The sequence below is a fragment of the Pseudoalteromonas sp. MQS005 genome (genome assembly GCF_001661605.1).
Lineage (GTDB): Bacteria > Pseudomonadota > Gammaproteobacteria > Enterobacterales > Alteromonadaceae > Pseudoalteromonas > Pseudoalteromonas tetraodonis.
The window spans coordinates 21,062-39,329 of the sequence record NZ_LYRQ01000023.1 but is presented as its reverse complement, the minus strand read 5'-3'; the positions used below and the strand labels follow the sequence as shown (position 1 = coordinate 39,329).

The window sequence follows — 18,268 nt, the reverse complement described above, 5'->3', positions numbered from 1 at the left end:
GGCGAAGAGTAAGTAAACAACAGCACATACACAGCTGTACTATTTATTCTAATAAAACCCAAGCTATGAACACTAAGACAGCGCAATAAAATGAATAAAGAAAACTTTCAAACCCACCTTAGCACCAAACCAGCTATATTTTAACCAGACGTTTGTAACCAAGATAAATTTTTCGTTGCATTTTTAATTTAAAGCAAGCACACTGGTCTGAATATGAACTCATCGTACCAGTCTTAGTTCATCAACTAGGGAGAATAATAATGTTATATAAAAGCGATTCCTTTGAAGTTAGCTTCGTGAAGGAAAACATCGCCGAGTTTAAGTTTTGTGCTACAGGTTCTGTAAACACATTATCTCAACAAACTCTTTCAGATTGCGCGGCAGCATTAAAAGAATTAGCCGCTAACGCTGATATTAAAGGCATGATTTTTACCAGTGATAAAGACCACTTTATTATTGGTGCAGATATCTTCGAATTTTTACCTACTTTTACTAAACCTGAAGCAGAATTAGTAACGTGGATCAAAGATGCAACTGACGTTTTTGATGCAATTGAAGATTTACCATTTCCAACACTAAGTGTTATAAACGGCTTGGCGCTTGGCGGCGGCTGTGAGTGGGCACTTGCTACCGATTATCGTGTTGCAAGTGACTCAGCAAAAATGGGTTTACCAGAAGTTAAATTAGGCATAATGCCTGGATTTGGCGGCACAGTGCGCCTTCCGCGCATTATTGGCGCCGATAACGCGATGATGTGGATCACCACAGGTAACGAAAATCGCGCAGCTGATGCCCTTAAAGTAGGTGCGTTTGACGCAGTAGTTAGTGCCAACAAACTACAAGAGTCAAGTTTAGCAACATTAGAATTAGCGATTGCTGGCAAGCTAGATTGGCAAGCAAAACGCGCTGTAAAATTACAACCGCTTAAATTAAACCGTGTTGAGCAAGGCATGAGCTTTGCAATGGCAGAAGGTATGGTAATGGGTAAAACCAAAGGCCACTATCCTGCTCCAGTTATGGCCGTTCGCACTATTAAAGCGGCAGCAAACTGCTCACGCGCCGAAGCAATGGCAATTGAAAATGCCAACTTTGCAAAGCTTGCTCGTACCAACGAAGCAGCCGCGCAAACAGGTATCTTTTTAGCGGATCAATACATTAAAGGTAAAGCACGTAAATTTGCTAAGCACAGCGATGTAGAAATTAAACAAGCTGCTGTATTAGGCGCAGGTATTATGGGCGGCGGTATTGCATACCAATCTGCTTATAAAGGTACACCAATCATAATGAAAGACATCCAACAGGATGCACTTGATTTAGGTATGGGTGAAGCGTCTAAGCTATTAGGTGCAAAAGTTAAGCGCGGCCACATGCCGATGGAAAAAATGCTAGCAACGCTTAGCAAAATCAAACCAACGCTTAACGATGCAGACCTACAAAACGCCAATATTATTGTTGAAGCGGTAGTAGAGAACCCTAAAGTGAAGCAAGCCGTACTTGCTGATCTTGAAAAGAATACGCCAGAAGGCACTGTGCTCACGTCAAATACATCGACTATTTGTATTGACCTACTTGCAGAAGCACTTGAAAAACCAGAAAACTTCTGTGGTATGCACTTTTTCAACCCAGTACCAAAAATGCCATTAGTAGAAATTATCCGTGGTGCAAAAACCTCAGATAAAACCATTAATGCCGTGGTTGATTACGCACTTAAACTAGGTAAATCGCCGATTGTTGTTAACGATTGCCCAGGCTTTTTTGTAAACCGTGTTTTATTCCCTTACTTTGCAGGCTTTAGCAAATTAGTGGTTGAAGGCGCTAACTTTGCAAAAGTAGATAAAGTCATGGAAAACGTATTTGGCTGGCCTATGGGTCCGGCTTACCTACTTGATGTAGTCGGTATTGATACTGCTTTCCATTGTACTGGCGTAATGGCAGACGGCTTCCCTGAACGTATGGCACGTGCAGAGAAAGATCCAGTGACTGTTTTTGCTAACGAAAAACGTTTTGGTCAAAAGAACAAAGCAGGTTTTTACAAGTATGAAACAGACCGTCGCGGTCGTCTTAAAAAATCGCATGACCAAACAGCGATTGAACTACTTGCACCAATTACAGACGCACCAAAAGAATTTGATAAACAAGAAATCATTGACCGTTGTATGATCCCAATGGTCAACGAAGTGCTACTTTGTTTACAAGAAGGCATTGTTGCTTCTCCTCAAGAAGCTGATATGGCACTTGTATACGGTGTTGGTTTCCCTCCATTTAGAGGCGGCGCGTTCCGTTACTTAGATCAAACAGGTTTAGCTAACTTTGTTGCAGCAGCAGACAAATACGCTCACCTAGGTGCGATTTACCAAGTATCAGAGCAAACTCGCAAGTGGGCTGAAGAAGGCCGTGTTTTCTATAAGGTGGAAGGTTAATATCATGAATAATCCAGTAATTGTAGATTGTATCCGCACACCAATGGGTCGCTCAAAAGGCGGCGTATTTAAAAACAAACGTGCGGAAGACTTAAGCGCTCATTTAATGAAAGGCTTATTAGAACGTAATCCAGCAGTTGACCCTGCGTCAATTGACGATATTTATTGGGGTTGTGTACAGCAAACTTTAGAGCAAGGTTTTAACGTTGCTCGTAACGCATCTCTACTTGCAGGCATTCCACATTCAGTGCCAGCAACTACAGTTAACCGTTTATGTGGCTCATCAATGCAAGCATTGCATGACGCTGCTCGCGCTATTATGACTGGCGCTGGCGATACTTACCTAATTGGTGGTGTTGAACACATGGGCCACGTACCTATGACTCACGGTAACGACTTTCACCCTGGCTTAGCAACATCAATTGCACAAGCTTCTGGCTCTATGGGTTTAACTGCTGAGTACCTTGCTACTATTCACGGTATTAGCCGTGAGCAACAAGATGAGTTTGCTTACCGCTCGCATCAACGTGCACATGCTGCAACAGTTGAAGGGCGTTTCCGCCGCGAAATTTTAGCAATGGAAGGTCACGATGCTGACGGTTCACTTATCCTTGTTGAAGATGATGAAGTAATTCGTCCTGAAACAACCGTTGAAGGCTTATCGCAACTTCGCCCAGTATTCAACCCTGCTACGGGTTCTGTTACAGCGGGTACGTCTTCAGCACTTTCTGATGGCGCATCAGCTATGTTAGTGATGAGCGAAGAAAAAGCAAAAGAACTTGGCTTACCAATTCGTGCATATATTCGCGCGATGGCCGTTGCCGGTTGCGATCCATCAATCATGGGTTACGGCCCAGTACCAGCAAGTAAAAAAGCATTAGCACAAGCTGGTATTACTATTGATGACATCGATGTTGCTGAACTTAACGAAGCATTCGCAGCACAATCATTACCCGTACTTAAAGACTTAGGTTTAGCGGATGTGGTTGACGAAAAAGTGAATTTAAATGGCGGCGCTATCGCACTGGGTCACCCGCTGGGTTGTTCGGGTTCGCGTATTAGCACCTCACTTATTCACTTAATGGAAGACAAAAACGCAAAATACGGTTTAGCGACTATGTGTATTGGTTTAGGCCAAGGTATTGCTACTGTATTTGAACGTGTTCAAGACTAATTAGTTTTTAACATGTAAAACCAGCTTGGTGATTAAAAGGCGAACTAGCGCAAGTTAGTTCGCCTTTTTTATGCCACCAGCTTTTGCAGGTTTAAAATGAATAATGTGATCGGGTGCATTAAATTTATTTCAGATTATCTATTAATAAGTTGAGCTGTTTTGTTATACGTAAAATAGTTAACCAACAGCTTTATTTGCGCTAAACTACCCGACCTAACCAAGCCACGACTATTTTTACAGGTAATTTTTATGAGCTTTGATAACCCCGATCACCAATTAGATGCTATCGGCCTTCGCTGCCCAGAACCTGTGATGATGATACGCGCTGCAATTCGCAAAATGAGCGACGGCGAAACACTGCTTATTATTGCCGACGACCCTTCAACCACCCGCGACATCCCCAGCTTTTGTACGTTCATGGATCACACGCTAGTGGCTAAAGAAGTTGCAGAGTCACCATATAGATATGTGGTGAAGAAAGGATTGTAAAGCTATCAGCTCAAAATAAAAAAACCGTGTTTGTTAAATCAAGCACGGTTTTTTATTTTATCTTTAAACTAACGACTGACAGCTTTTAACTTACAGCTTTTACTTCTTCGTTATCGTCACTTGCGGCTCATCGTAGTCACTAAAATCAATGCTGACTATGTAGGAGCCTTTAATCGCTGGTGTGTAGCTAAAGTAATTATAAATGGTATTACAGTCGGCGCGTGTTGATTGGCCGAGTGTTAGGCTTTGCCCTGATGGCTGTGAATCGCTGTAGCCACAGTTAAAACCTTCACTAAAATCCGCATCCGCTATTTTAAATTCGTACACTTTGCCTGGGGTCGAAAACCTAACTTGGGCTTGGTAAAGCGCAGGCCCAACTTGTTTAAATTGATATTGTGGTTCGGCATCCCATAATGTGAAGTCCCCTCTTAAATAAATACTGCGATCCAATTCTTGCTGCGGCAACACGTCGTTAATTGAAATTTGGCTGGTACAGGCACTCAATAGGCCCACTAAGGCTAACGTGAAAATGCGTTTCATTGGGAGCTTCATGGTGAATCCTCTATTAACTAATATAAATAAAACACTAAAAAGCCAGCATAATGCTGGCTTTTTAAATAGCTATTGGCTGTTATTTTTGTAATACAGAAATATCTGCAATTTCTAAAAATAACCCACTTAACTGACTTAAAAGCGCAAGGCGGTTTTGCTTAACCGCTTCATCGTCGGCCATTACCATGACATTGTCAAAAAAGTTATCAACACTGTCACGAATACCAGCTAATTGGCTTAATGCCTCTTGGTAGTTTCCATCGCTGTATAGTGGCGCTAAGTCGGTAGCAAATTTTGCAACTTGAGAAGCCAGTACTTTTTCTGCGTCGTCACTTAGTAAGCTCTGATCAACATCACCTTGCGTTGTAATATTGTTTTTAGCAAGAATATTACTTACACGCTTATTAGCGGCTGCAAGCGATTCTGCGGCGTCTAACGTACGGAAATGGCTAACGGCTTTAACTCGGCGGTCAAAATCAACAGGCTTCGTTGGACGGCGCGCAAGTACCGCTTGAATTACATCTACCTCAATGCCTTCATCTTGATACCAAGCACGGAAACGCCCTAGCATAAATTCGAATACATCGGTTGATACATTTAGGTTAGTCAGCTTTTCACCAAACAAGGTTTGTGATTTAGCAACCAGGTCTAAAATATCAAGTGGTAGCTGCTTTTCTACCATGATACGTAATGCACCAATGGCCGCACGACGAAGTGCAAATGGGTCTTTATCACCTTTTGGTGCTTGGCCTATACCAAAAATACCCACCAGCGTGTCAAACTTATCTGCAATAGCCACTGCACAGCTGATCAAACTCGTTGGTAAGTTATCGCCAGCAAAGCGTGGCATGTACTGCTCGTTTTGCGCAACAGCGACATCTTCAGCTTCACCGTCATGACGTGCGTAATGCATTCCCATTACACCTTGTACGTCGGTAAATTCCATCACCATTTCGGTCATTAAATCGGTTTTACTTAATAAGCCAGCACGCGCTGCTAGTGCTTTATCTGCACCTAGTTGCTCTGCAATGTAACCGGCAAGTTCACTGATACGCTGTGACTTATCTTTAAGTGTGCCCAACTGCTTTTGGAATAAAACGCTGTCTAGCGACTCAAGTCGGCTTTCAAGTGTTTTCTTTTTATCTGTTTCAAAGAAGAACTGCGCATCAGCTAAACGCGGGCGCACTACTTTTTCGTTACCAGAAATAACCACACTTGGATCTTTACTTTCGATGTTAGAAACAAACAAAAACTTATTTAAAAGTTTGCCGTTTTGATCTAATAACGGAAAGTATTTTTGATCGTCTTTCATGGTGTAAATAAGCGCTTCGGCTGGCACATCTAAAAATGCTTCTTCAAATGTAGCTGTTAGCGTTACTGGCCATTCAACCAATGAAGTAACTTCTTCAAGTAAATCTTCATCCATAGCAACTACGGCATTAACTGCTTTTGCTGCATCTTCTATTTGCGCACGAATTTGTGCTTTACGCTGCTCGTAGTCAGCTATCACGTAAGCTGATTTAAGTACGTCAAACACATCATCAGCATGGTTAATGCTAATTTTTTCTGGATGATGAAAACGATGGCCTTGCAGTTGATTGCTCACTTGCTTACCCAGTATCTCACCTTCTATTAGCTCATTACCCAGTAAAATAGTGACTGTATGCACAGGGCGAATAAATTGTGTTTTATTCGCGCCCCAACGCATTGGTTTTGGAATAGGTAATTTAGCAAGCGCTTTACTAATTGCATCAGCCATTAGTAATTTGGTTTCTTGCCCTGCTACTTTAGCAATATGCAATAACCATGCGCCTTTATCGGTTTCGAGTGTTTGCGCATCTTTTACTTCAATTCCACAACCACGAGCCCAACCCATGGCTGCTTTGGTTGGGTTGCCCTCAGCGTCAAATGCCGCTTTAGTTGCAGGGCCGCGTTTTTCAACTTCTTTGTCTTGTTGTTTAGCGTCTAGCGCTTTTACTTGTAAACCTAAACGACGAGGCGATGCATACCAGCTCACACCTTGGTGAGCAAGTTCTAAGCTTTCAAGTTCTGCTGTTAAGTTTGCAGCAAAGGCTTCGGCTAATTTACGAAGTGATTTTGGTGGCAATTCTTCGGTGCCAATTTCTACTAATAAATTTTCTGCTGACATGCTTACTTATCCTTACACAGCGGGAAACCAAGCGCTTCACGTGCATCGTAATAACTTTGTGCACACGCTTTTGATAATGCACGAACGCGTAAAATGTAACGTTGACGCTCGGTCACCGAAATAGCATGACGTGCGTCTAATAAGTTAAATGCGTGCGATGCTTTCATTACTTGCTCGTAGGCAGGTAATGGTAAGTTTGCTTCAATTAACTTTTGGCTTTCTGCTTCGCACTTATCAAACTGTGCAAATAAGTCTTCTACGTTTGCATGTTCAAAATTATAAGTAGACTGCTCTACTTCGTTTTGATGGAATACATCACCGTAGGTTACGCGCCCTAATGGACCGTCTGCCCATACTAAGTCGTAAATGCTATCTACGCCTTGAATATACATTGCTAAACGCTCTAGGCCGTAGGTAATTTCACCTGTGACCGGTGAGCATTCTAATCCGCCCACCTGCTGGAAGTAGGTAAACTGGGTTACCTCCATGCCGTTTAACCAAATTTCCCAGCCCAGTCCCCATGCACCCAACGTTGGTGATTCCCAGTTATCTTCTACAAAGCGCACTTCATGAGTGAGGGTATCAATACCCATCGCCGCTAAAGAGCCTAAATAAAGCTCTTGGATATTATCTGGAGATGGCTTTAACACCACTTGGAATTGGTAGTAATGTTGTAAGCGGTTTGGATTCTCACCGTAACGACCATCGGTAGGTCGACGACACGGTTGAACGTAAGCGCTCGACATAGGCTCTGGGCCAATTGATTTTAAAAATGTTTGCGGGTGAAATGTCCCTGCGCCCACTTCCATGTCAAGTGGTTGAATAATGACACAGCCTTGCTGTGCCCAATAATCCTGTAAAGCCAGGATCAAACCTTGAAAGGTTTTAACGTCATATTTTTGCATATTTTGGCTTTTTACTATCTGAGAAGTAGCGTGAAAATTACCCTCAGTATACCTTGTGCACACTCAGGTTTTAAGCAGTTTGTGCAATTGAGAAAATAAAAAAGGAGCCTAGGCTCCTTTTTTGTGATTAGCATAATTTAATTATACGTCTAAGTTAACCACACGCAGTGCATTCGTTTCTATGAACTCACGACGAGGCTCAACTTGATCGCCCATTAACGTAGCAAATAATTGATCCGCTGCAACAGCATCTTCAATCGTCACTTGCAACATACGGCGTGCGCTTGGATCCATGGTGGTTTCCCAAAGTTGATTTGGGTTCATTTCACCTAGTCCTTTATAGCGTTGAATATAGATCCCACGCTTAGATTCTGCGATCAACCATTCCAATGCATCCACAAAGTTATCAACAGGTTTTGTTTTTTCACCGCGTTGGATGTAAGCACCCTCAGTGATGATATTAGCAATATTTTTACCTGTTACAGCAATACGTTGGTAATCTCTTGAAGTAATAAAGTCATAATGAAGTACATGCGCTTTATCCACACCATGCTGACGAATATTCACAACAGGGTAATATAAATTACGCTCCGTATCGTGCTCAGTACCTGCGTGGAAAATAGTTGCATCTTCATCACGCGCAACTAAGTCATCAACAAGCTCTTTGGTCCAAGCAATTACCTTAGCCTCGTCTGAAAGGTCTTCTTTTTTCAGCTCGCTTTGGTAAATCAAACGGTTCATCACTGTGTTTGGATACTTACGCTTTAAGCGCTCGATCACTTTAACCGTGTTTTGGTAATCATGAACGATTGCTTCTAACGCTTCACCATCAACCGCTTCTGCACTATCACTCGTGTAAAGAGCAGCATTACTTAGCGCTAAAGATGTAAGGTAATCAACTAATGCAGGGTCATCTTTAATATAACGCTCTTGCTTACCTTTTTTCACTTTATAAAGAGGTGGCTGAGCAATATAAATGTAACCACGTTCAACAATTTCCGGCATTTGACGGTAGAAGAACGTTAGTAGCAAGGTACGAATGTGAGAGCCATCCACGTCGGCATCGGTCATGATGATGATACGGTGGTAACGTAGTTTTTCTGGGTTATATTCGTCACGGCCAATACCACAACCTAATGCAGTAATTAGCGTTGCCACTTCTTGTGAAGAAAGCATTTTATCAAAACGTGCTTTTTCTACGTTTAAGATTTTACCTTTAAGCGGAAGAATCGCTTGATTCTTACGGTTACGACCCTGCTTGGCTGAACCGCCAGCTGAGTCACCCTCCACTATGTATAGTTCAGATTGGGCTGGATCTTTTTCTTGGCAATCAGCTAATTTACCTGGTAAACCAGCTAAGTCCATAGCGCCTTTACGACGTGTCATTTCACGCGCTTTACGCGCTGCTTCACGGGCGCGTGCTGCATCAATAATTTTGCCAACAACAATTTTTGCATCCAATGGGTTTTCCAATAAAAACTCAGTGAATTTTTCAGCCATTGCTTGCTCAACTGCCGACTTAACTTCGCTAGAAACTAGCTTGTCTTTTGTTTGTGATGAGAACTTTGGATCAGGTACTTTAACACTCACAACTGCAGTTAAGCCTTCACGCGCATCATCGCCCGTTGCATTACTGGTTGTTTTAGCTTTTTTGTTAAAGCCTTCTTTTTCCATGTAGTTATTGAGCGTACGCGTTAGCGCCGATCTAAAACCAGCTAAGTGAGTACCACCATCACGTTGAGGAATATTATTTGTGAAACAGTAAATGTTTTCTTGGAATGCATCATTCCACTGCATTGATACTTCTACACTAATACCATCTTCTTCACGTTCGTGAGTAAAATGGAATACCCCTTTATGCACTGGTGTTTTATTGCGGTTTAGGTATTCAACGAATGCTCTGATACCGCCTTCGTACTTAAAGTGGTCGCTTTTATTTTCTTCGCGCTCATCGCTTAATATGATACTTACACCTGAATTCAAAAACGACAGCTCGCGTAAACGCTTTGCTAAAATATCGTAATGAAAATCAAGGTTAGTGAACGTTTCGCCACTTGGCCAAAAACGAATTTCAGTACCATTTGTTTCAGAATCACCAATTACAGCTAGTGGTGCATCAGGTACACCCATAGTGTAAAACTGCTCATGAAGTTTACCTTCACGACGAATGGTTAGTTTTAATTTTTCTGATAATGCATTTACTACCGATACACCAACACCGTGTAAGCCACCTGATACTTTATAAGAGTTATCATCAAACTTACCACCGGCGTGTAGCACCGTCATAATTACTTCAGCTGCAGATACACCTTCTTCTTCATGTATAGAAGTAGGAATACCACGGCCGTTATCTCTTACAGATACCGAACCGTCTAAGTGAATAGTGACATAAATATCATCACAGTGACCCGCTAAGGCCTCATCGATAGAGTTATCAACGACCTCAAACACCATGTGGTGTAAGCCCGTACCATCATCGGTGTCCCCTATATACATACCAGGACGCTTTCTTACTGCATCTAATCCTTTAAGTACTTTAATACTCGACGAATCATAATTCTCAGACATGGTTAATCCCACTTATCTTGTTATTAGGTTGCCATGTTTCACGTGGAACATTTTTAGTTCTCGTTGCATGGGTTCCACCACAGCAGAAATACTTTCAGATAAAATTGAAGAAATAAATATTTGAGAACTACAGTGAGTCAATAACTGGCCCACTTTCTCTTTTGTATCTTCGCTTAGTTCTGAAGGTAGATCATCTATTAGCAATATAGATTGCTTATCTGTCTCTGACTCAATTAAGCTATTTTGCGTTACTTTTAACGCATACAACAATAACTTTAATTGCCCGCGTGAGAATACATTCTCAACACTGCTGCCAGCGACACTAAAACTAAAATCAGCCTTATGAGGGCCTTTACTTGTAAAGCCTTGGCGAGCATCTCGCTCAAAACTTTGCTCTAACGCATCACAAAGAGATTCACTCTCTTTCCAGCCCGCATTGAAGCTAATTTCTAAATCGCGTATTAGCGTTAATTCTGCACACATTTTATCAAAAAATTGCTGCTTAAACCTAGTTATATACGCGATTCTTAATTTATTTATTTGTTCTGCCAGTCTAACAAATTCTTTGTCCCAAAACTTGATTTGGTCAAAATAATTCTTAGGCTTAGATTTTAATAAGGCGTTGCGTTGTTTAAGCACTTTATTAAACGATTGCCATAAGAAAAAAAACTCATGTTCCACGTGGAACAAACCTAAGTCTAAAAACTTTCTGCGCTCCTTAGGACCGCCAAAAAATAGTGAGTAGCTTTCTGGTGTTATTATTTGTACCGGCATTAACTGGGCAAGTTCAGATACTTTCCGACTCGCCTTACCCTGGATTTTTAAATTGGTTTCACCCGCTTGGGTTTTACTAATACCAATAGGGATAGATAAATCGTATAACGCTTTGCGGCCATGAATAACAAACTGATCTTGCTGGTGTGCAATAATACTTTTATGTTTAGAAGTTCGAAAAGATTTGCCGTGAGAAAGGTAATATATAGCCTCTAAAAGGCTGGTTTTTCCGCTGCCGTTTTCACCATAAATTATATTAACGCCATTAACTGGTTCTAGCGTCAGCGCCTCAATATTACGAAAATATTTGAGGCTCAAATGACTTAAGCTCATTATGTATTTATAATCTTATAAACGCATAGGCATAACGACGTACATCGCTTCTTCATCGCCTGCACCTTCTATTAGTGCACTGCTATTTGAATCGGCAAGTGTAAATAACACATCTTCAGTTTTTAATGTATTTAATACATCAAGCACGTAAGACACATTAAACCCAATTTCTAGATCATCGCCCTCGTACATTACTTCAACCACTTCTTCAGCTTGTTCTTGCTCTGGATTGTTGGCCGTAATTTTTAATAAACCGTTTGATAAGTTTAAACGTACACCACGAAACTTTTCGTTCGATAAAATCGATACGCGTTGAAATGCATTACGTAACCATTCTCTGTTTGCTGTAATAACTTTATCACCACCGCGTGGTAAAACACGGCGGTAATCAGGGAAACGGCCATCAACTAATTTACTCGTAAACGTAAACTCAATATCAATAATACGGATGTGGTTAGCACCAAACTGAATAGTCACTAACTCTTGGTCGGCCACCATTAGGCGCATAATTTCTTGCACGCCTTTGCGCGGTATAATTAATTGGCGCTGTGTATTTAATGACTGACCTAGTTGCTTTTGTGCAATCGCTAAACGGTGCCCATCAGTGGCGACTGTTTTTATATCGCTGTTATCAACTTCAAACGACATGCCGTTTAAGTAATAACGCACATCTTGGTTTGCCATTGAAAAGTGCGTGCTTTCAAGTAATTTACGCAACTCTAAACGCGTTAGTTGAAATTCAACTTCACCATCCCACTGCTCTAAATTAGGAAAATCTTCAGCCGCTAATGTGGTCAATGAAAAACGACTTTTACCACTGGTTAAAAGTAACTGATGGTCTTGCAAGCTTAAAGTAAGATCAGAACCATCCGGTAAACTTTTACAAATATCGAGTAATTTTTTAGCCGGTAATGTGAGCTTGGTATCGGCAATATCATCACCTACAAACACGCTCGCCACTAATTCAATTTCAAGGTCGGTCCCTGTCATTGAAAGCTGGCCATTTTCTACCACGAGTAATACGTTAGATAAAATAGGTAACGTATGCTTACGCTCTATGGCACCCGATACTTGCACCAATGGTTTTAAAAATTGTTCTCTTGATATTGTTATTTGCATAATAAAGTCAGCCCTAAGATGACAATGTTCTTATTAAATTTTGGTAATCTTCTTTAATCTCGTGGCTTTCGTCACGTAATGATTTAACTTTGCGACACGCGTGCAGTACTGTTGTATGGTCACGCCCACCAAAGGCATCCCCAATCTCAGGTAAGCTGTGATTAGTGAGTTCTTTAGATAATGCCATGGCAACTTGGCGAGGCCTTGCTATAGAGCGACTGCGGCGCTTAGACAGTAAATCAGACACACGTATTCTATAGTATTCTGCTACCGTACGTTGAATATTGTCTATGGTGACTAGCTTATCTTGCAGTGCGAGTAAATCACGCAGTGCTTCTTTTACAAAGTCGATAGAAATTGGGCGGCCGGTAAAGTTTGCATTAGCAATTACACGGTTTAAAGCCCCTTCAAGTTCACGTACGTTTGAACGTAATTTTTTAGCGATAAAAAATGCCACTTCATGCGGTAAATTAATTTTACTTTGCTGGGCTTTTTTCATCAAAATGGCAACGCGTGTTTCTAGCTCTGGCGGCTCAATCGCGATAGTTAATCCCCAACCAAAACGAGATTTAAGGCGATCTTCAACCCCTTCTATCTCTTTAGGATAACGGTCAGAGGTTAAAATAATTTGCTGGTTACCTTCTAATAATGCATTAAAGGTATGAAAGAACTCTTCTTGTGAACGTTCTTTATTAGCAAAAAATTGAATGTCATCAATCATGAGTGCATCAACACTGCGGTAATAACGCTTAAACTCTTCGATCGCATTATTTTGCAGTGCTTTAACCATGTCTTGCACAAAGCGTTCTGAATGCATGTAGACAATTTTAGCATCTGGCTTATTGGCCATAATACCGTTGCCTACCGCATGTAATAAATGCGTTTTACCTAAGCCCGTACCACCGTAAATAAAAACAGGATTAAATGCAGAGCCAGGATTATCTGCTACCTGAGTGGCAGCCGCTTTTGCTAATTGGTTAGATTTACCCTCAACAAAACTGTCAAAGGTATAGTTTTCTTTAATGTTTGATTTATAACCCGATTTAGGAGCGGGCTCAACAACTGGTTTTTGTTCTCGTGGTTGTTGTTTTGCCGTTGCTTGCGTACTTGGTGCTGATTGTGTTTCAACTACCGGCGCAGCTTGTGCATTTAATAGCGGCTTGCTGCCTACATCAAAGCGTAATTCAGGGGCTTCTACACCACAAATTTCAACCAGTAACTCATTTATTCTATTTAGGTATTTTTCTCTTACCCAATCAAGTACAAAACGATTAGGCGCATAAATCGTCAAGGTATCTTCGGTACTTTCTGCTTGAAGTGGTCTGACCCACATACTAAATTGCTGCGAAGGCAATTCATCTTGCAATACATATAAACAACTTTGCCAAACCGACAGATACACAGTAAAACTCCCAGAGATATAATTTTTATTCCCGCACATCAATAATGATTCAAAAATCACACCTGTATTGCGTTTAAATGGCTCAATAAGCAGCCCAAGACCGACTATTATGAATGCACTTTATCCACAAGTAAAAGATTGATTTTTATAAAATTGTTGATATCGATGTATAAATATAATAACAGACTGATTTAAATAGCTTTTTATTTTAAAGCCTGATTAGAGATCATAACAAAACTGGCAGCAGATCGCGACTATAATTTATGATCTAATTTACTTTTCCCATGCTTTTATTCACTTTTTATACAGGGGCTGTGGAAAACTTCTTATTTATGATGATCCTATCGGATCATGAAAATTGATCATAAATAAACATGCTTTACGCGCTCTATTATGATTGACTTTTCGTCACTTCATCTATAATATCTCGCGCTCGCAATGGCACCTGTGCCAGGATCGCGACCTGCATAGGATGTTTTAACTTTAACCGATCGGATGGGATTGTTATGAAAAGAACTTTTCAACCTAGCGTTTTAAAACGCAAACGTACACACGGTTTCCGTGCTCGTATGGCAACTGTAAATGGCCGTAAAGTATTAGCTCGTCGCCGTGCTAAAGGCCGCAAAGTTCTTTCTGCTTAATTTATAAGTGGAAGACTTTAGCTTTGGCAGGGAGTTACGTCTGTTAACTCCCTCGCATTACTCTCGCATATTTAATGAACCCGCTCGGGCTGCAACTCCTTTCTTTACTTTATTAGCAAAACCAAGTGACCAGTCAAAACCTAGGTTAGGCCTTACTGTTGCTAAAAAACGTGTAAAAAAGGCATGTCAACGAAACCGTATTAAACGTCTTGCTCGCGAAAGTTTTCGTTTAAACCAACATACTCTCGATAATATAGATATTGTGTTGATGGTAAAAAGTGGCATTGATGAACAGTCCAATGAAGAATTAACCAAACAACTAACAAAGTTGTGGCGTAAAATTAATGAACGCTGCAAACCCGGTGCCCCTAAACCGCCACCATTTAAAAAACGCCCAAACAAATCAGCTAAATCGACTAAACAAACTCAATAGCAATAGAATTACAGGGTTAATTAAGGTATCTTTAGCTCACCTTTTAATCATGCGTTTAAAATCTTAAAGTAAGTCTTTAAATACATGGTATCTATTCACTAAACATAACGTAGGGGCATGTACAACATGAGGTTACTTAAACCACTTGCTGCGTTACCAACACGTTGTTTAGTTTTATTTATCCGCGGTTATCAAAAGTGGATTAGCCCGCTATTGGGTCCGCATTGTCGTTTTAATCCAACCTGTTCTAGCTACGCTATTCAAGCAATTAATTTGCATGGTGCAGTAAAAGGCAGTTGGCTCGCAGTTAAACGCATATTAAAATGCCATCCTTTACATTCAGGTGGAGACGACCCCGTTCCTGAAAAATTAACCCGTATTAACCACCAACACGAGAAATAAGAGCTGTTATGGAATCGCAACGCACGTTTTTATTCATCGGCCTAATGCTAGTGTCGTTTTTATTATTTCAAGAATGGAATAATGACTACAACACGCCAAAAGCCGATCCTAGTGCCACTACACAAACACTAAAAGCAAACTCACCGGAATCAGATGATTATGTTCCAGCTTCATCAGACTCTGGTTTACCTGCTTCAACTACTTTAGCTAAACGCTCAGTCATTGATATTACAACTGACGTGTTCAAAGTTAAAATTGACACCAAAGGCGGTGACATTGTTGAAACAGACTTAATTAATTATAAAGAAACCAAAGGCAGTGATGTTCCTTACATGCTACTTGGTGAGTTTGATGGTAAACAATACTTTTCACAAAGTGGTTTAATAGGTTTAAATGGCCCAGATGCATCTGCAAATGGTCGTCCTACTTACCAATCAGAGCAAACCTCTTACACCTTAACAGGTGATGAGCTTCGCGTTCCACTGCAATTTACCGACAGCAACGGTGTAAGCTTTACTAAGACTTATGTATTCAAAAAGGGTCAGTATGATGTTGGCTTAGAATATAAAGTTAACAACACCACCAGCGCGCCTGTACAAGTTCAGCTTTACACACAAATAAAGCGTACCGTACAAGAAAAAGGCAGCATGGTTGATCAAAACTATTTAGGGGCTGCATACGGTACAGATGAGGAACCATACGAAAAGTATAGTTTTTCAGATATGGCCGATAAAAACCTAAACATTAATACCCAAGGTGGTTACGTTGCATTTATTCAGCATTACTTTGTAAGTGCTTGGGTACCAATGCAAGATCAAGCGAATACACTTTATAGTTTAATTACTAAAAGTAATGCGGCTATTATTGGTGTTAAAGACGAAGCGGTAAATGTTCAAGCTGGTAGTGAGCAAGTACTTACTGCAACTTATTACATGGGCCCTAAAGAGTCAGATAAACTTGAAGCGATTCACACTGACCTAGACTTAACCGTTGATTACGGTTGGTTATGGTTTATCTCTCAGCCGTTATTTGTACTATTAAAATGGTTACACAGCATTTTAGGTAACTGGGGTGTAGCAATTATAGCCATCACTATTATCGTTAAATCATTAATGTACCCACTGACTAAAGCACAATACACCTCAATGGCTAAAATGCGTGCATTACAGCCTAAGATGAAAGCGCTAAAAGAAAAGTATGGCGATGATCGTCAAAAATTCGGCCAAGCGACCATGGAAATGTACCGTAAAGAAAAAGTAAACCCTATGGGTGGCTGTTTCCCTATTTTACTACAAATGCCAATCTTCTTAGCCTTGTTCTATGTATTCTTAGAGTCTACAGAACTTCGTCACGCTGAATTTGTACTTTGGCTAACTGACCTTTCTGCGAAAGACCCATACTACGTATTACCAATCTTATTTGGTGCGAGTATGTTTATAACGCAAAAACTACAACCTATGACGGTTACCGATCCAATGCAGCAAAAAATGATGACCTTTATGCCGGTTATCTTCTCTGTGTTCTTCTTATGGTTCCCATCTGGTTTAGTACTTTACTGGTTAGTGTCTAACCTTATCTCTATTGTCCAGATGTTAATCATCTACCGTGGCATGGAAAAGAAAGGTATTAAAGTAAGGGGCTAACTCCCCTTACCTACAAAAAAGGCGACCTAGGTCGCCTTTTTTAATATCTGAAATTTACTCACTAAGAATAGGCGAATAAAGCGACTTTGGTACACTGCGCTCACTAAAGCTCACACCCGTTATTGTCAGAGAGAAAATAGCTAAACCTATCGCCACGTAACCTGATATGCCTAACCACTCAAAAACAGTTTTTTTACGCTTTACTCTGAGCCAACTCATATATATGCCAGCAGCACTAACAAAACTCATAAAACCGCCGAATAGCGCCCAAATAAGTTTAGTGCCGAGGCCTGCAAAGTTACCAAAATGCAAAGGATCCGCAGTATCTTTAATACGAGGAATAAGCGGTAAATCCTCTCCTTTTTGTACTGCTAATACTGTACCTGTCGTTGGCTGTAAATACACACGATTGGCGCGTAAACGAAGTAAAATATCATCGTTATAGCCACGTACTTCAATAGGTTGATTCTTTTTATTACCATAACGTATATAGCGAATATCAAGCGTCGGAAATGCCTGCTGCGCAGCGTTATAAGCCTGAGTTAAGCTTATTGGTGTTGCATTAACAGTGGGTATTTGTTTTTTAAATTCACTAACAGCGACTGGTGGTGCAATATAATGCTTTATTTTCGCTGTTTGCAAACCATGTTCAATAAGGTACCACAGACCTGTTATGGCTATGATAGCCATAAACCACATACTCCATAACCCAAGAAACTTATGCCAATTAGACCAGCCATTACGTTTATCTAAAACTAGCTGGGCAGGCTTTTTAAAAAAGCCCTGCCACCAGCGACGATACACATAAAAACTCGAAACCAGCAGAATAACCAATAAAATACTTAAGCTTGTAACAATTAGCTTACCTATCCAGCCCATGGATAAATACATGTGCCAGTTACGTAAAAACCGTGAAGCACGTGCCCATTCCCCCTCACCTAACACATGCCCTGTGGCTGCATCTAAATAAATAAACCGAAATGCGTCATCTATTTTTAGCGCAACTTCCAAAGCCAAGTACTCTTGCTTATGGCGCTGAAGATACAACACTTGTGCACCTGAATAATGCTTGTTGAGGGTATTTTCAATGGCTTGATAGTTGGTGATTGAAGAGGACGTTAACGCACGATACTTACTGTCTGTCAGGTATTCAATTTCATGACTTAGCGTCGCAAGTGTACCAGATAAACAAACAACAAAAAGCAGGACACCAACAAAGAGCCCTGCCCATGAATGCAGATTAAACCATTGTTTAGCGTTCACA

General features: G+C 40.8%; 15 protein-coding genes. 7 read left to right on the top strand and 8 right to left on the bottom strand.

Going from position 1 to position 18,268, the window contains the following annotated elements:
- Positions 1-260 precede the first annotated feature (260 nt).
- The 3 genes from fadB to tusA all read left to right on the top strand — a co-directional run bounded on the left by fadB (position 261) and on the right by tusA (position 4,083).
- The gene (gene fadB, locus A9479_RS09875; RefSeq protein WP_064663326.1) at positions 261-2,420 is read left to right on the top strand and encodes a fatty acid oxidation complex subunit alpha FadB; all 2,160 of its coding nucleotides are present in this window, start codon (positions 261-263) and stop codon (positions 2,418-2,420) included.
- A gap of 4 nt (positions 2,421-2,424) precedes the next feature.
- Positions 2,425-3,594: an acetyl-CoA C-acyltransferase FadA gene (gene fadA / locus A9479_RS09870; protein ID WP_013463651.1), complete on the top strand. Its 1,170-nt coding sequence runs from the start codon at positions 2,425-2,427 to the stop codon at positions 3,592-3,594.
- 249 nt (positions 3,595-3,843) lie between these two features.
- On the top strand, positions 3,844-4,083 hold the full coding sequence (gene tusA / locus A9479_RS09865; protein WP_064663325.1) for a sulfurtransferase TusA: 240 nt from the start codon (positions 3,844-3,846) through the stop codon (positions 4,081-4,083).
- A 99-nt stretch (positions 4,084-4,182) separates the two neighbouring features.
- Here tusA and A9479_RS09860 read toward each other — a convergent pair whose 3' ends face one another.
- The 7 genes from A9479_RS09860 to dnaA form a co-directional block, all read right to left on the bottom strand.
- Positions 4,183-4,635 (bottom strand): hypothetical protein, encoded by a 453-nt coding sequence (locus A9479_RS09860; RefSeq protein ID WP_024601485.1) that lies wholly within the window; start codon positions 4,633-4,635, stop codon positions 4,183-4,185.
- A gap of 79 nt (positions 4,636-4,714) precedes the next feature.
- A complete protein-coding gene (gene glyS / locus A9479_RS09855) occupies positions 4,715-6,784 on the bottom strand; it encodes a glycine--tRNA ligase subunit beta (protein ID WP_064663324.1) in 2,070 nt (689 codons plus the stop codon).
- A gap of 2 nt (positions 6,785-6,786) precedes the next feature.
- Positions 6,787-7,689, bottom strand: coding sequence for a glycine--tRNA ligase subunit alpha (gene glyQ, locus A9479_RS09850; RefSeq protein ID WP_013463645.1), 903 nt, complete (start codon positions 7,687-7,689; stop codon positions 6,787-6,789).
- Positions 7,690-7,830: 141 nt separating this feature from the next.
- Complete coding sequence (gene gyrB / locus A9479_RS09845) at positions 7,831-10,257, bottom strand: DNA topoisomerase (ATP-hydrolyzing) subunit B (RefSeq protein ID WP_013463644.1); 2,427 nt, start codon at positions 10,255-10,257, stop codon at positions 7,831-7,833.
- A gap of 12 nt (positions 10,258-10,269) precedes the next feature.
- On the bottom strand, positions 10,270-11,364 hold the full coding sequence (gene recF / locus A9479_RS09840) for a DNA replication/repair protein RecF (protein ID WP_028834900.1): 1,095 nt from the start codon (positions 11,362-11,364) through the stop codon (positions 10,270-10,272).
- A gap of 15 nt (positions 11,365-11,379) precedes the next feature.
- A complete protein-coding gene (gene dnaN, locus A9479_RS09835) occupies positions 11,380-12,483 on the bottom strand; it encodes a DNA polymerase III subunit beta (RefSeq protein WP_064663323.1) in 1,104 nt (367 codons plus the stop codon).
- A gap of 13 nt (positions 12,484-12,496) precedes the next feature.
- The gene (dnaA, locus tag A9479_RS09830) at positions 12,497-13,885 is read right to left on the bottom strand and encodes a chromosomal replication initiator protein DnaA (RefSeq protein WP_008467048.1); all 1,389 of its coding nucleotides are present in this window, start codon (positions 13,883-13,885) and stop codon (positions 12,497-12,499) included.
- Between the two features lie 506 nt (positions 13,886-14,391).
- Here dnaA and rpmH point away from each other — a divergent pair.
- The 4 genes from rpmH to yidC all read left to right on the top strand — a co-directional run bounded on the left by rpmH (position 14,392) and on the right by yidC (position 17,004).
- The gene (rpmH, locus tag A9479_RS09825) at positions 14,392-14,526 is read left to right on the top strand and encodes a 50S ribosomal protein L34 (protein WP_008112968.1); all 135 of its coding nucleotides are present in this window, start codon (positions 14,392-14,394) and stop codon (positions 14,524-14,526) included.
- Between the two features lie 7 nt (positions 14,527-14,533).
- Positions 14,534-14,959 (top strand): ribonuclease P protein component, encoded by a 426-nt coding sequence (gene rnpA / locus A9479_RS09820; protein ID WP_008467046.1) that lies wholly within the window; start codon positions 14,534-14,536, stop codon positions 14,957-14,959.
- 126 nt (positions 14,960-15,085) lie between these two features.
- Positions 15,086-15,361 carry a membrane protein insertion efficiency factor YidD gene (gene yidD, locus A9479_RS09815; RefSeq protein ID WP_008467044.1) on the top strand — a complete coding sequence of 92 codons (276 nt, stop codon included), beginning with the start codon at positions 15,086-15,088 and terminating at the stop codon, positions 15,359-15,361.
- 8 nt (positions 15,362-15,369) lie between these two features.
- Positions 15,370-17,004, top strand: coding sequence for a membrane protein insertase YidC (yidC, locus tag A9479_RS09810; protein WP_013466276.1), 1,635 nt, complete (start codon positions 15,370-15,372; stop codon positions 17,002-17,004).
- 54 nt (positions 17,005-17,058) lie between these two features.
- On the opposite strand, the gene A9479_RS09805 is transcribed toward yidC, so the two are convergent.
- A complete protein-coding gene (locus A9479_RS09805; RefSeq protein ID WP_064663322.1) occupies positions 17,059-18,267 on the bottom strand; it encodes a PepSY domain-containing protein in 1,209 nt (402 codons plus the stop codon).
- Position 18,268: the final 1 nt, after the last annotated feature.

Excerpts from the sequence above, each read along its gene's own strand:
- fadB (WP_064663326.1), top strand. The coding sequence starts at position 261 with ATGTTATATAAAAGCGATTCCTTTGAAGTTAGCTTCGTGAAGGAAAAC.
- fadA (WP_013463651.1), top strand. The coding sequence starts at position 2,425 with ATGAATAATCCAGTAATTGTAGATTGTATCCGCACACCAATGGGTCGC.
- tusA (WP_064663325.1), top strand. The coding sequence starts at position 3,844 with ATGAGCTTTGATAACCCCGATCACCAATTAGATGCTATCGGCCTTCGC.
- A9479_RS09860 (WP_024601485.1), bottom strand. The coding sequence starts at position 4,635 with ATGAAGCTCCCAATGAAACGCATTTTCACGTTAGCCTTAGTGGGCCTA.
- glyS (WP_064663324.1), bottom strand. The coding sequence starts at position 6,784 with ATGTCAGCAGAAAATTTATTAGTAGAAATTGGCACCGAAGAATTGCCA.
- glyQ (WP_013463645.1), bottom strand. The coding sequence starts at position 7,689 with ATGCAAAAATATGACGTTAAAACCTTTCAAGGTTTGATCCTGGCTTTA.
- gyrB (WP_013463644.1), bottom strand. The coding sequence starts at position 10,257 with ATGTCTGAGAATTATGATTCGTCGAGTATTAAAGTACTTAAAGGATTA.
- recF (WP_028834900.1), bottom strand. The coding sequence starts at position 11,364 with ATGAGCTTAAGTCATTTGAGCCTCAAATATTTTCGTAATATTGAGGCG.
- dnaN (WP_064663323.1), bottom strand. The coding sequence starts at position 12,483 with ATGCAAATAACAATATCAAGAGAACAATTTTTAAAACCATTGGTGCAA.
- rpmH (WP_008112968.1), top strand. The coding sequence starts at position 14,392 with ATGAAAAGAACTTTTCAACCTAGCGTTTTAAAACGCAAACGTACACAC.
- yidD (WP_008467044.1), top strand. The coding sequence starts at position 15,086 with ATGAGGTTACTTAAACCACTTGCTGCGTTACCAACACGTTGTTTAGTT.
- yidC (WP_013466276.1), top strand. The coding sequence starts at position 15,370 with ATGGAATCGCAACGCACGTTTTTATTCATCGGCCTAATGCTAGTGTCG.